Raw genomic sequence first — 12,783 nt, 5'->3', positions numbered from 1 at the left:
AATTAATTTATTTTATAAGCAAATATTGCACCCTTGTTTAATTCGGGATGAAAGTTTGGAAAGATTATGCACGAATAACCCATTTTTTCAAAGTCCTTTTCAGTCCATCCGCTTTTATGAGTATCCGGGTGGGTAGAGTTTTCATCAACCATATAATCTCCATAAGGGGTAAAAATTATTGATGTTTTTGATTTTGCTTTTATTAGTTCAAGCAAGTAGTCTCCGTCTTTTTTACTCAAATGCTCTATTCCATCGGAGCAAATAATAGCATCAAAAGTGTAAGATTTTTCTAAATACTCAATAGCATCTTGTTCTACAAATTCATCGGTATTCCTTAATGGGAAATCAAGTCCACGATTTTGTATATCTACAAACGTAATGCTTTGGAAATCCAATAAAGGCGTGTGCGGTGCTTTGTGACACATCAAATCAAGCAAACTTGAGTTTGGTCTACCTTTAAGTATATCATTTACCACTTCAAGCCATAAATCACCACTACCTACATCGTTTCTGTAACTTACCATTATTTGCTTTTTGCTTTTGTCTTTTTTTTCTTCTCTGCTTTTTTAAGATAAGCAACATAAAACCCATTCCACCAACTATCGTTGTTATGGTCTCCAACTGACTTCAAGTATTTTTCAAACAGAACTTCATATCCCGCTTCTTCAATACCTGCTGATGTGCCTTTTTGAACTTCATCCCAATCAAAATCATCACAAATGAAAACAAATTCATCTGCAAGTACCGGCTTGTAAAATGTCAATGCTCTTTTTTGGCTTTCTTCACTATGGTCTCCGTCATACAAATACAAATCAATGTCGGAAGGGATTTCTTTAAGAACTTCTGGATTGAAAGAATCGGAGTGTATTAAATTGAACTTTGTAGAACCTGGCAGAAACCTGCAAGACCAATGTAAAAAATCATCTTTTGCGCCTTCGTTGGCTGTTACATCTGATTCAAAGCTATCAATAGCCGTTGCCGTTTCTAAATTTACATTTCCACCAACAGAAGCAGTAAATGTTCCTCCCCTGTGAACACCTACTTCAAGATACCTTGTACCAAGTTTTCCCAAGCTATTAAGCAAGTGCCTAATTCTTAAGGAAGTCAATGCGGGAACTTGATATTGCTCTGCAGGTAAACTTGAAATTAATTGGTCTGCGTTTTCCAATGCTAATTGGATAAATTCAATTTTTTCTTTTGACTTCATTTGATTTTGTTTATGATGTTAAATATATCTACATACGAAAAGTCCGAACAAGGTGGTTCGTTTTCGTTTACTACACATTTTTTTCCCTCACACCCTACTACATCGTGCCAACAAAGAGGCGTGTCGCAAGATTTTTTGTTTAGCCAATAAATGTTTGACGCATCTGGGTGAATTAAATTCAAATCTACAGAGCCAGAAAATATAAACGAAGTTACTCCAAATGCAACAGCTATATGTGATATTCCAGAATCTATTCCAATAAAATAATCAGCACCACCAACTACATATTTCAAAAAGTCAAGCGATTTTGTACTTATTTGAAATGCTCCATAAATTGTTTCTTGTGTAGTGCCAACTTGAATAACCAAATACCCCTTGCTTTTTAGCCAATGAATTAACTCTTTAAAATCAAAGTTCCTTATGTTTCTGTATGGCTGCTCTCTTGTGTCGTTGTGTATTACAATGTATTTTTTGAATAGTTTGTTGTTTTTTACATCTGGATAATACAAACTTGGGGCTTTTAACTCTGCATTTTTAACTCCGGCAAAAGAAAAATATGAACTTAAATGCAATTCTTTTGGAAACGATTCATAAGACATATCAAGATTAAAGTACTTGTGCGGAATTGAAGTGTCAAAGTTTTCGTAAAAAACAACAGGAAAATGGTGTCTGTAAAATAACTCATAAAATACAGGAGTTGTTCTTAGTACAACTTCATACCCGGCTTTATAATAATGTGCTAAAACAGGTTCAACACCAATAACATCACCCATAGCACCCATTCTTTGTATTACAACAACGGGTCTGTATGGCTTGTGGTGAAATCCATGAAATCCAAATGTGTTGTTTTTGGGTTTTATCAATTCGAAAGAAAATCTTTCAGCAACTTCATCTGGAGCCCAAAAAAATGCATATTTTTCTTCCAAATACCTTCTGTATATTCTGCAAATGGAAACATCTTCGGGAGTAAGTATTTCAATAGTATCATCTTTTGCAACAGTTTCAAGCAACCTATAAGACCGCCAAGAAAATCCTCCATTTCCGTTGTTTAGTCCGTCTTTTTCTGACCATAAAGCCCCACAATAATCATATCTGTAAAGAGATTCGTCAAAAAGTTTTCCATTAAGAACATATCCATCATGCTGAATTATCAATACAAATCCCGTTGTTATGTATTTGTATAATTCTTTAATAACAAATCTGCTGTAATCGTCTACCGAATTTATTTCATTTACCACTATAGTTTGCACTCCATCTACTTCTACATCGGTATTGGTAAAAAATAATGCCTTGTCTGGCTGAACTTCTTGTAATGTCTTTCTTAATGCTATAATAGCTTCCCCTACATTGTAGGTATCAATACATACTACTGTTACGTCTTTTAGTATCATAATTCGGGTTTATAATTTTTCTCAAACCAATGCTCATCAATAGTTATTGTAGGATACTTTTTCTTTAACCATTCACAAGCTTTAATCCAAGAATTTAAAAATGTAGTGTAAACTTCATTGTATTTTTCTGGTGTATCAATGTATGTAAAAACCAACTGAATAAAGTTTTCGTTTATTGGTTTTAGATGGTTATACACCTTGAAAGCATTTTGTTCAAAGTGCCTTCTTTGCTCTCTGTTAAGCGTTTGCTCAAATCTTATTGCATCAGACATTTGGAGAAGATACGTTTGGAGATGTGATTAATGAAAATACAGAAATTCTGACATGAAGCTGGGCTTGAAGTTCCCCATCATCTTTTTTATATGTTTTTGTTTCTGGCTTTCCTTCAATGTAACAAGTGCAACCTTTTTTAATGTATTTGGCAAGGTCTGTTTTTTCAGTCCACCAAGCACAATGTATCCAAGTTGTTTTGTCTACATAATCACCATCGCTGTTTTTGTACCTTTCGTTGTGAGCGACATTAAAATTGATAACTGTTTTTCCGTTCACCTGATTTACTACAGCATCTTTACCGATTTTTGCTATACTTTCAATTTTCATCATAACTAAAATAAATTTTCGCTTGTTTGTGTTTGTGTATTATATGGCTGTTGATTATCTTCAAAGTTAAAATTAATTTTTTGGTCTTGTAAAATTTTTTGCATAGGGTCAACAGCATTGAAAAGAAATCTTCTCTTTTTGAACAGCATTTCAAATATAAAAAATCCTTTCTTACCTACAATCTTTTGCCTTCTGATTTTTTTACTATGAAATTCACAAGTAGGGTTCTGAGGGTCTGTTTGTGCAAATGGTCTGTGATATATCAAAATATTATCCATTTTGTTGTTCCACATAGCCCCATCTGTCAAGTCAAATACGTCCGGGCAGGGATAGTTTCCGTCTCCAGCTTTGGTCATTTGTCTTGGGTGGGCAATTATCCAAAAGAACACATTGTTTATTTGAGCAAATCTTGAAAATACCGAAAGCACCCATTCCAAATACTTATCCGTTCTGCCAAACTTTTGATATTCGTTTGTAAGCTGATTGAAAGGGTCAATATCGCAACCATCAATGTTTTCCTTGATAATAAGTTCCAAAAACACCTCCATTACATATTGGGGAGTTGGGCTTACATCTTTGGGATAAACATAGAAAATGTGCTTACAAACAAGGTCATAGACATATTCGTAGGTTTCTCTTGAAGGTCTATTTGGGTTATTTGGTGAGCAATCGCAACCAAGTATAATTTCAACGTAATCGTGGTAGTATTCTTCTGGTGGGTTATCTTCTGGAGCGAAAGAAGCAAACTTTTCCCCGTACATCAACATTCTCATAGCTTGATACCACTTCTTGAAAGAACTTTTACCATAGTTCCCGATACCTGATAGCAAAGTAATTTCTCCCCTTTTTGGCTTAAACCTTTCATCAAGTTCTGGTATGCTTACCCCTCCAATTTGTGCATATCCTTCATCGTATATCCTTAACGCTTGTTCTTTTACATCAATCCCATAAACAACGTCTTTCAATTTTAGCCCATCGTCATAAACGGTATCATCTATGGGTATTTCACTTTTGGTAACCTTGTCTGTAAGAACTTCCTTGTCAAAAAATGCCGTTCCAAAGTTGGAATTATTTGCCTTGTATGCTGACTTTATTGCCCTCTCCGCTTCGCTATTTGTAAAATCCGAATTGGTTATAAACTCATAATTAATTAAATTAATCGCTTTTGATTGCTCAATTCCGAACCTGCAACAAGCTGAAGCAAGTTTAAAAATGAAATTATTTCTCTCTCCTGTTACAAAAGCATCGTTTTTATTGGAAAGCCAGGTTAATATTTTCTTGAACACCTGCTCATCTTCTTGCGTTCTTTCGTATGTTACTTGCTTTTCGGTCTTTTTTACTTTGGTAAATACCTTTGCTTCTGTGTTTATGTAAATCTCCGGGTCAAAACTTTCGTAACACACCCTTGATACATTGATTCCAGACCTGTCTATTTCTGGAAAAACATCTTGTAACGCTTGAAAATGTTCCCTGTGCTTTTTTGGTGAAGCTATCTTAACAAGAGCCTTTAACCCTTTTCCAGACGGAGACACCCAACAAGCATAAACAAAATCTTGGGATATAATTTCGGTCTGCTTTTCTCTAATTTCAAAAACATCATCAAAATCTAAAACTATAAAGCCGCTATGCTGAATTAATTGGTTATCAGTCCTATCGTTTCCAAATTTACCCGAAAAACAAACGGAAGGAAGGTTCAACTTCAACTTGTTCGCCTTATCCTTGTCTATCGTATTTCGTATTTCGTTGACTGTTTTTTCACTTTTCCCTGTTTTTATCCGATTTAATGCTTCTTCAACTGAAACGTAAAAAGGTTCTTTGCTAAAAATGTTCTTAAAAATCGTTACCATTATATTAGAATTAAATTAACTATTTGAAATAAAGCCCAAATTTTGATTATTTTTATAGGAGTGGTATCATTGTACTGTTTTTGATTTTGAATTGAAATTTGCCCTGTTTCCTCTTGAATGGCGATATGTTTTAGTATTCGGACACAGGTTTAAAGTTCAATCTTGCCTTTTGAAGGTCATTTTCGTACTTTTTTTGCTGCGGTTTCGGAATTTCCATCGGCTTGAGGTAGGGAATAATGTTTTTGATTTTCAATTTTGGGTTTTTGATTGGTTTTCCATGCCCATCTTTCCAATCGCTTTCTTGCCAAGTTTCAAGTTTTGTTTTCAGCGAATATTCGTACTTGCTATAGTCCAAATTTAGCTTTTCAATTTCGGCTTTTCCGAACGCAAGCAAATCATCAAAATTGAATTTTTGGTCAAAATGTGTATTATTTGTTTTTTGATTAAGCAGAGTATTAGTATTACGTAGAGTATTAGAATTAAGTAGAGTATATTCTCCTGGTACTTTTGTACCACACCCCCCTGGTATTTTTGTACCATACCCCTCTGGTAGTTGGTGTACCATACCCCCCTTGTTCTTTTGAACAATACCCCCCTTGTTAAATTGCATTGTTATTCGGATAACTCTTTTTTCAATTTCTTTTGAATTTTCCTTGTAAAAAAATTCAGTCTTTAAATACCCTTTTTTTTCTAAATCGCAAATCAATTTTGACACATAATTAGAGGACTTATTCATACCCAAAATGGATGAAAAATATTCGTTTGTGGCGTAGCATTCATCATCAATGTTTGTCAAGTTACTTATCAAGCCAACCAATATCTTCTGGTTTGGGTTAATATCCTTTGCCATCAACACTCTTGCGTGAATAACGACTGCCCAATTTTGCTGAATTTCACTCATAATTTTACTTTTAATATTTTTTCAATTAATTTAATTTCGTAATCGTGAAACTTATCCAGCCCATTTTTTTTCCTTGAAAATGCGGAATCGGACATTTTTACTCCGCTTTCTCTCATTTTTTGCAAAATCCAAGTTTGCGTTCTGCCGTCTTTTGCCCGGTCAATTTTTTCCTTCAATGTCAAATTTTCCATATAATTTTAATTTTTTAAGAGGAACAAATATAGATTAAAATAATTCTCTTCAAAATTTTTTTTGTTTACTTAATTTAATTACTTTTGTTCTATGAACAGCACAATTATCCGTAAGAAAAAGCGTTGTATTACTTGCTTTGATATGACTTATATTTTTAGTAAGGGAAGGTGTAAAAGTTGTGCGACCATTGAAGATACACAAAAAAGAATTGAAGATTATGAAGATAGTGATGATAGGGAAAGTTTTCAAAATCTTGTATCCGATTTAGACCAAATATTTTCAGTTTACATTAGAATAAAATACGCTGACACAAGTGGAATGGTAGAATGTTTTACTTCCGGGAAAAAGTACCATTGGAAGCAAATTCAATGCGGTCATTTTATATCCAGAAGCAATTTATCTACAAGGTGGTTAGAGTTGAACTGCAGACCGCAAAGTGAACACGATAATTGTATGCTGAATGGAAACTTGTTAGTATTTGAAAATAAGCTGAATGATGAAAAAAGCGGAACAGTAGATTATTTAAGAGAAATATCAAGACAAATATCAAAACCAACTATCAGTGAGCTTAAATCTTTGATTATTGAATATAGGTTAAAGGTGAATCAAGCAAAAAAGAAGTTTTTGCAGGGATAATCTCTGATAAGTTGGTATTTATACTTAAAATTAATAAAAAATGGTAGAGCAAATTTTCCTTCCAACTTCTCAAAAACCATGCGTTGTTCAAGTGAACTACAAGGGCGGGGACATATCCTTTTATCCAGCGAAAAGCAAACAAGAAGCACTTGCATTGTATAAGGGTAAAATTGTAGCGATATTTAAACCAAAATCAAAAAATCATAAATTATGAAAAAGATTTTATTAGTATTAACATTTGTATCGTTAACTCTCACGTTTTGGGTATTCAGCCACCTGACTGCATCGAATGTGGCAACGTATTGCATCGGTTTTTGTATTGGCAGAGTATATGTAAAAGGCATAAAAATAGGTAATTGGTATTTGGGTGGTTTAAAAAAATTTTAATTTAATTAAATAAATTAATTAAATTTACAAAAAAATCGCTATGGCAAAGAAATCATTGGCATTTGTTCTTCAAAATTTGGAAGTAAACGAATCCGTTGAAGTAAACTACGGCTATATGGTAGTTATGGTAACTGTTAGCCGGGTAAAGAAAGAATTTGGTAATTCAGATAAGAAGTTTGGTGTTTTGAAAGTTGATGAAAAGGTTACAAGCGTTAAGCGACTGAAGTAATCTGGTGCAAGTTTTAAGGTGTATTTTTTAACTTTTAATATTTTTTTATGACTGTACAAGAGTATGCAAGCAATTTAATTGGTTTTGGAATAAATTCTCCTCAACACAAAGATTGGATTAAAACAAAGAAGTCAGAAGTAACAGGTACTGAATATCAGTTTAACGACATTGAGTTGATTGAAGATTTGATGGATTATTTCTTTCAATGGAATTATCGTATTGTTGACACTAAAATAGTCAGCGATAAGGTGGGCTTTTCTGTTACCGTTACGGTTGAATTATTGTATTGGAAAAAAGTCACAGAACAATATGCTGTTTACGGAATAGCAAGTGAATATGCTGCCAACACAAAACAATTAACATTGATTACTCCAAAAGCCGCTTCTATGGCTTTCAAAAATGCAGCAAAGAAAATAGGCAAAGTATTTGGAAAGGATTTAAACAGGGGAATAGAAAACAACGAATTGCCCGTAGTTCAAGTAGAAAAAGAATCAAAGAAAACTACCAAAGAAAAGATTTTAGAGCAAATTGGTAAATGCACAACTGCTGATGAGTTGGAAACATATAAGCTGCTATGTATGTCAGATGTAGAGTTGAAAAACGCATATCAAGAAAAACTTCATTCAATTATAAAGAAATACAAATACAATGTTTGAAAACGTAAAAATAAGATGTTCTTCTTTAGGTAAATTAATGACAGAACCTAAAAGTGTTGCAGACAAAAAAGCTGGGGCTTTGTCCGAAACTGCAAAAACAATGCTTGTAGAGGTTTATGCAAAAGCTGTGTATGGTAGGGAAAAAGAAGTGCAATCAAAGCCAATGAAAAAAGGCATATTGGTAGAAGATGATTCAATTACTACCATGTCAATGTACGATGGAGTGCTTTATCAAAAGAATGAAGTTAAATATGAAAACGAATTTATAAGCGGCACTCCAGACATTATAACCAATTATGAGTTTGTAATAGACATCAAATCCTCATACGATATATGGACATTTCTTGCCAATGTAGATTCAAAGATAGATAAGTGTTATTGGTGGCAATTACAGGGTTATATGATGTTAACCAACAGGCGAAAGGCATCTTTGGTGTATTGCTTATCAAATATGCCAGACCATTTGGTTGAAACGGAAAAGTATTATTTGATGAAAAGATTAGATGTTATTTCGGAGGAAAGTCCAGAATATTTAATTGAAGCAGCGAAATTGGAAAGAATACTAAAATACGATGATATACCGGTGAACGAAAGGGTAATAAAGTACGACATAGATTTTGATGATAGTGTAGTCGAATTGGTAGAATCAAAGGTAAAAACGGCAAGGGAGTATCTTAAGTTGTTTCACAAAAAAAGAGGGTTATGACAAAAACATCTCCACCAGACAAGCAAGGCAATTACTTTATAGTTGAAGAAACTCCTGGATATTCTTCTATAGCATTAAAGTTGGCTACCGAAAGCCACGCAAGAACTATTGGAAAGATATTTCACAAAGAAAGATACTTGCAGATTAAAAGAATAAGGTCAAGGCATTTGTTCCAGAAAAACTTAAGCTATGGTTTTAACGAACATTTGATAAAAAACGCAACCAAATTTGATAACGTATTATTGATTGATGATAATGGAGAAAGACTAGTGCCTGTTTCTGTAATTGTATCAGACGGAAGTTACTTACATTTTAAGCAAGAGGGATTTGAAAAGCAGTTGTTTGTTAAATTGAAAAAGCTGGATGAATATTTATTAAAAAACGAAAATAAATTGTCTTTATTTTAAATTAAAAATTGGGTCGAAAGTTTTATTTTTATATGCTATTATTTTTTTTATACTTTACCAAATTATATTATAACATGGCACAACAGAATAACAAATACGCTTCTTACATACTTTCTACGATTGGTTATATTATTGTTGTAATGTTTGTATTAGGTGATAAAGAAACAACCGTCGCAGACAGGTTTATTATTATTTATTTTTGGATAATATGTATGGGCTTTATACCTTTAATATCAAACATTAAGAATCTTTAACATGGCACAACAGACAGTGGTGGAGCAGACCTATTTGGAAGATTGCAGTATAATTTCTAATTGGAAATATCTATTAAAAATATTAGAAATGAGAGAAAAAACCTATCAAGAAAGGGGCAAATTTGGTAGAACAATTAGAGCAAACAGCAAAAACTAAAAACTAAATAACATGGCACAACAAAAATGGGAACTTAAAGGTCATTCACATCAAATTGCCGATACAGGTGATTATGATGGCTATTATGAAATTACAAACGGCAAAATATCTTTGCTTACTAAAGATGATGATGATGAAGCGTTACAGCCAGTTGTAGATGCCTTGAACAATTCGGAGTGCAAGTTCTACCAAGATGATTGGATTGAGTTTGAAAACAAAATGCTGAAAGAAGAAATAATCCGCTTGAAATTTATGATTGATAACGGTCTTGGTTGGAAAGATATGGAAAATGGTATTACACCTAACTCAAAAAAACAATAACATGGCACAACAGACGGCACTTGAACAACTTATAGAATGGATAGATAGTGATTGTACACCTATGGATTGTGTAATGAAAGCAAAAGAATTATTAAAGGTGGAAAAGCAGCAGAATAGGTTGTTTTGGGTGCATGGTAACAGTACACAAGATTGCAAAACAACAGAAGAAATTAATGAGTGTTTTGAACTTGATTACAATCTAATCTACGGCAATAACACTAAAAAAGATTAAACATGGCACAACAGACGGCGGTGGAGTGGTTAGTGCTTGATAAAGATGTTAACTTTATTGTGCAAATATATGTTTATTAAAACAGAAATAACATGAAAAAATATTACAGTAAACTCCCTTTTTGGTTTAAATTATGGTGGGCAAAGCAATTATTACATATGTTTAAAGGACTTGGGCCTACATTTTATAACGACATAGTGTTGTACGTAAAGATAACTGAAATGATAAATGAGTTGGAATTGTGGGTAAACACCAAAGGCAGACCATCAACATCAAATCCTAATTTCTTAATAAATACTTTAACTAAAAACAAACAATAAACATGGCACAACAGACAGCGGTGGAGTGGTTGATTAAGCAACTTTATACTTATGAATTAGTAGATAAAAATACTCATCCTAATAATTTGATATTTCGTAAAGCCAAAGAAATGTTTCAGCAGCAGATAATAGATGCATATATTGATGCAGAAGGTATTTTAAGCGAATCGGATTGGAAAGCAGGACAATACTACAACGAAACCTATAAAAAAGATTAAACATGGCACAACAGACACATAAACATTTAGAAAAAATTATAGAATTTATTGGTATCGCAAGATATGACCAATGGGGAGGTGGATATATTTGGGGTAATAAACCCAAAGGCAATGAAATGATTGCTCAAATAAATGACTTTCCCGATGGCACTTATGAGGTTGTAAATGAAGTGTTGTCTATCAGAGGGTGGGGTGCTATTCAGCATATGTTTGAAAACAGTGAAGAAGCTGCTGAATTTCAAGACGAGTTAGGTAAATTTATTGCAGAAGCAATTAACGAAAAAATTGAAAAACTAAAATCAAAATAACATGGAACAACAAGACATCGAAATAAAAAAAATTCAAGCAAAAGAGGTTGCAGTGTCAACAAAAAGAACTCTTTATGTATGTGTGGTTTGGTATAGCAATGGTAGATTTTATGCAAACTCGCCAACAGATGAAAAGAGAGATGCTGAAGATTACGCATTTTCTATGTCAAAGCATGGACATACTTCTATTTATTCTTTTGAGATTAACGTACCAACAAATAAATAACATGGCACAACAGAAACTATACACAGAAAAAGAAGTAAGAAAAGCTATTGAATTAGCACAAAAATGCGAACACGAATGCGGTGGAGTTTATTTTGACTATACCGAAACGGAAATAATAGAAAATTTAACCCCAATAGAACTACCAAGTGATGAGGAGATAGAGAAAAAAGCTAATAAATATGTAGAAAATAAATGGGAATATGCACAAGATGAGTGTAAGGAAACATTCACAGATTGTGCTAAATGGCTAAAGGAACAAATACTAAACCAATAAACTATGGATATTAAAGTTTCAAATGATGGCAAGCAAAATGCGCAAAGCTTTGAGGCAGAACTTGAATTAAATTCTACTATTCATTATTGGGGGCATTTTAGAGCAGAGTTTAGTGGATATGGAGCAAATGAATGGTCTGCTAAAATGAACCTAATTGAACAAATTGACAATTTAATTATAGAACTGAATAAAATAAAAAACCAAAACAAATAAACCTATGGCACAACAGACAGCAGTAGAGTGGTTGATAAATGAATTACATCATTTTGATTTAGAAGTACCGCTTTGGATGCAAGAAAAAGCAAAAGAAAAAAATAAAAATCAAATATCCGAAGCATATAGAAAAGGTGTCGAGGAAGATGTTTATAATAATCCATTAAAAACAGGCGAACAATACTACACCCAAACCTACGGCAAATGATACATCAATTAAATCCAACCATAGATGTTAAAACACCATTAGGAGATGGAGAAGCTATTTTTTTAATAGATTATGGGGTAAATACAAATACGGTCTGGGTTTGCCGGATGAATGGAGGAGAAGTAAAACATTTTTGGTCAGACGACATAAAAATATACGACAACCCAATGAACGGAAAAGGGTGGGATGTTGGCAATGATTCGGAAATCCCGAATTACTTACCAAAGCCATAGTTTTTCAATATGTTAATTAATGCTGTTTCGTGTTTTTGTGGTATTTTTTTCATTTTTAAGTATTTGTCAAAATTTGCCCTGTTTATAGCAGCCAATCTGCAAAGACCCGAAATGTTTATTAACGGGTGAGCAATTAACCAATCTGCAATGCTTTCGTTAATTTTTTCTTCTTTAGGAACTTGGGAAGGCACAGGGCTTTTTTCATACTCACTTTCCTTTGATTTTTTGAATAAAATTTCTCTTGCCATAGTGTATAATATTTTAGTACTCAAATATAGGTAAAACCAAAATATTAGTACCAAAATATTATTACTTTTATCTAAAATACTATAATTTTACTACTAAAATATTGTACCCAATAAATAGCAGCAATTTTTAACTTTTTTAATATAAGCCCCAAATTTCGCTTTAAATTGAAAAATAGTATAAACACCTTACTAAAAGATTATCTGCCAAATTTGCCCCGTTTCTGTTAGTTCTACCAAGAAGATAGAAGTTAACCCCACCAACCCCACCATAAACAGCACAATGCAACCACCCACCACCACACCACGCCAACAGGCAAACAGCCCACCGCAAAACAGCCCGAAGCCCACGCCACACGCAAAGAATGGCAAGAAAATGTAATATGTTATTTTTTTCCTAAAAACGCACCCCCCC

At 33.3% G+C, this 12,783-nt stretch carries 26 protein-coding genes; 16 read left to right on the top strand and 10 right to left on the bottom strand.

Annotation, left to right across the window (positions count from 1 at the left end; genetic code table 11):
- Positions 1-2 precede the first annotated feature (2 nt).
- The 8 genes from IM475_RS21145 to IM475_RS21110 all read right to left on the bottom strand — a co-directional run bounded on the left by IM475_RS21145 (position 3) and on the right by IM475_RS21110 (position 6,137).
- Positions 3-524 carry a class I SAM-dependent methyltransferase gene (locus IM475_RS21145; protein WP_287729022.1) on the bottom strand — a complete coding sequence of 174 codons (522 nt, stop codon included), beginning with the start codon at positions 522-524 and terminating at the stop codon, positions 3-5.
- Entirely contained in the window at positions 524-1,207 is a 684-nt protein-coding gene (locus tag IM475_RS21140) for a class I SAM-dependent methyltransferase (RefSeq protein ID WP_287729020.1), read from the bottom strand. Before IM475_RS21140 ends, IM475_RS21145 begins: the two co-directional genes overlap by 1 nt.
- Positions 1,204-2,598 carry a DUF5672 family protein gene (locus IM475_RS21135; RefSeq protein WP_287729019.1) on the bottom strand — a complete coding sequence of 465 codons (1,395 nt, stop codon included), beginning with the start codon at positions 2,596-2,598 and terminating at the stop codon, positions 1,204-1,206. The genes IM475_RS21140 and IM475_RS21135 overlap by 4 nt, the downstream gene beginning before the upstream one ends.
- Positions 2,595-2,870: a hypothetical protein gene (locus IM475_RS21130; RefSeq protein WP_287729018.1), complete on the bottom strand. Its 276-nt coding sequence runs from the start codon at positions 2,868-2,870 to the stop codon at positions 2,595-2,597. The genes IM475_RS21135 and IM475_RS21130 overlap by 4 nt, the downstream gene beginning before the upstream one ends.
- On the bottom strand, positions 2,863-3,201 hold the full coding sequence (locus IM475_RS21125) for a single-stranded DNA-binding protein (protein WP_287729016.1): 339 nt from the start codon (positions 3,199-3,201) through the stop codon (positions 2,863-2,865). Before IM475_RS21125 ends, IM475_RS21130 begins: the two co-directional genes overlap by 8 nt.
- Before the next feature lie 2 nt (positions 3,202-3,203).
- Positions 3,204-5,045: a BT4734/BF3469 family protein gene (locus IM475_RS21120; RefSeq protein ID WP_287729015.1), complete on the bottom strand. Its 1,842-nt coding sequence runs from the start codon at positions 5,043-5,045 to the stop codon at positions 3,204-3,206.
- Between the two features lie 130 nt (positions 5,046-5,175).
- Positions 5,176-5,946, bottom strand: coding sequence for a helix-turn-helix domain-containing protein (locus IM475_RS21115; RefSeq protein WP_287729014.1), 771 nt, complete (start codon positions 5,944-5,946; stop codon positions 5,176-5,178).
- A complete protein-coding gene (locus IM475_RS21110) occupies positions 5,943-6,137 on the bottom strand; it encodes a hypothetical protein (protein WP_287729013.1) in 195 nt (64 codons plus the stop codon). Before IM475_RS21110 ends, IM475_RS21115 begins: the two co-directional genes overlap by 4 nt.
- Before the next feature lie 91 nt (positions 6,138-6,228).
- On the opposite strand from IM475_RS21110, the gene IM475_RS21105 reads away from it, so the two are divergent.
- The 16 genes from IM475_RS21105 to IM475_RS21030 all read left to right on the top strand — a co-directional run bounded on the left by IM475_RS21105 (position 6,229) and on the right by IM475_RS21030 (position 12,123).
- Positions 6,229-6,774, top strand: coding sequence for a recombination protein NinG (locus IM475_RS21105; RefSeq protein WP_287729012.1), 546 nt, complete (start codon positions 6,229-6,231; stop codon positions 6,772-6,774).
- A gap of 40 nt (positions 6,775-6,814) precedes the next feature.
- On the top strand, positions 6,815-6,988 hold the full coding sequence (locus IM475_RS21100; protein ID WP_287729011.1) for a hypothetical protein: 174 nt from the start codon (positions 6,815-6,817) through the stop codon (positions 6,986-6,988).
- A 213-nt stretch (positions 6,989-7,201) separates the two neighbouring features.
- A complete protein-coding gene (locus IM475_RS21095) occupies positions 7,202-7,390 on the top strand; it encodes a hypothetical protein (protein WP_287729010.1) in 189 nt (62 codons plus the stop codon).
- 47 nt (positions 7,391-7,437) lie between these two features.
- Positions 7,438-8,046: a hypothetical protein gene (locus tag IM475_RS21090; protein WP_287729009.1), complete on the top strand. Its 609-nt coding sequence runs from the start codon at positions 7,438-7,440 to the stop codon at positions 8,044-8,046.
- On the top strand, positions 8,039-8,752 hold the full coding sequence (locus tag IM475_RS21085) for a hypothetical protein (protein ID WP_287729007.1): 714 nt from the start codon (positions 8,039-8,041) through the stop codon (positions 8,750-8,752). The genes IM475_RS21090 and IM475_RS21085 overlap by 8 nt, the downstream gene beginning before the upstream one ends.
- On the top strand, positions 8,749-9,159 hold the full coding sequence (locus IM475_RS21080; protein ID WP_287729005.1) for a hypothetical protein: 411 nt from the start codon (positions 8,749-8,751) through the stop codon (positions 9,157-9,159). Before IM475_RS21085 ends, IM475_RS21080 begins: the two co-directional genes overlap by 4 nt.
- A gap of 255 nt (positions 9,160-9,414) precedes the next feature.
- The gene (locus IM475_RS21075) at positions 9,415-9,570 is read left to right on the top strand and encodes a hypothetical protein (RefSeq protein WP_287729004.1); all 156 of its coding nucleotides are present in this window, start codon (positions 9,415-9,417) and stop codon (positions 9,568-9,570) included.
- A gap of 12 nt (positions 9,571-9,582) precedes the next feature.
- Entirely contained in the window at positions 9,583-9,891 is a 309-nt protein-coding gene (locus IM475_RS21070) for a hypothetical protein (protein ID WP_287729003.1), read from the top strand.
- A 1-nt stretch (position 9,892) separates the two neighbouring features.
- Positions 9,893-10,123, top strand: coding sequence for a hypothetical protein (locus tag IM475_RS21065; RefSeq protein WP_287729001.1), 231 nt, complete (start codon positions 9,893-9,895; stop codon positions 10,121-10,123).
- Positions 10,124-10,445: 322 nt separating this feature from the next.
- On the top strand, positions 10,446-10,661 hold the full coding sequence (locus IM475_RS21060; protein WP_287729000.1) for a hypothetical protein: 216 nt from the start codon (positions 10,446-10,448) through the stop codon (positions 10,659-10,661).
- A 2-nt stretch (positions 10,662-10,663) separates the two neighbouring features.
- Entirely contained in the window at positions 10,664-10,969 is a 306-nt protein-coding gene (locus IM475_RS21055) for a hypothetical protein (protein ID WP_287728999.1), read from the top strand.
- Between the two features lies 1 nt (position 10,970).
- Positions 10,971-11,195, top strand: a complete 225-nt coding sequence (locus tag IM475_RS21050) for a hypothetical protein (RefSeq protein WP_287728997.1) — start codon at positions 10,971-10,973, stop codon at positions 11,193-11,195.
- A 1-nt stretch (position 11,196) separates the two neighbouring features.
- Positions 11,197-11,469 carry a hypothetical protein gene (locus tag IM475_RS21045; RefSeq protein WP_287728995.1) on the top strand — a complete coding sequence of 91 codons (273 nt, stop codon included), beginning with the start codon at positions 11,197-11,199 and terminating at the stop codon, positions 11,467-11,469.
- 3 nt (positions 11,470-11,472) lie between these two features.
- Positions 11,473-11,682, top strand: coding sequence for a hypothetical protein (locus IM475_RS21040; protein WP_287728994.1), 210 nt, complete (start codon positions 11,473-11,475; stop codon positions 11,680-11,682).
- Between the two features lie 4 nt (positions 11,683-11,686).
- Positions 11,687-11,890 (top strand): hypothetical protein, encoded by a 204-nt coding sequence (locus tag IM475_RS21035; RefSeq protein WP_287728993.1) that lies wholly within the window; start codon positions 11,687-11,689, stop codon positions 11,888-11,890.
- Complete coding sequence (locus IM475_RS21030) at positions 11,887-12,123, top strand: hypothetical protein (protein WP_287728992.1); 237 nt, start codon at positions 11,887-11,889, stop codon at positions 12,121-12,123. Before IM475_RS21035 ends, IM475_RS21030 begins: the two co-directional genes overlap by 4 nt.
- Here the strand turns inward: IM475_RS21030 and IM475_RS21025 are convergent.
- Complete coding sequence (locus IM475_RS21025) at positions 12,105-12,371, bottom strand: hypothetical protein (RefSeq protein ID WP_287728991.1); 267 nt, start codon at positions 12,369-12,371, stop codon at positions 12,105-12,107. The two genes, IM475_RS21030 and IM475_RS21025, sit on opposite strands and share 19 nt — an antisense overlap.
- Before the next feature lie 189 nt (positions 12,372-12,560).
- Positions 12,561-12,783 (bottom strand): hypothetical protein (locus tag IM475_RS21020; RefSeq protein WP_287728990.1); only part of this gene is annotated, 223 nt, incomplete at its 5' end.

It is taken from the genome of Microcystis sp. M061S2 (assembly GCF_020245605.1).
GTDB lineage: Bacteria > Cyanobacteriota > Cyanobacteriia > Cyanobacteriales > Microcystaceae > Microcystis.
This window is presented reverse-complemented; position numbering and strand designations above follow the sequence as displayed.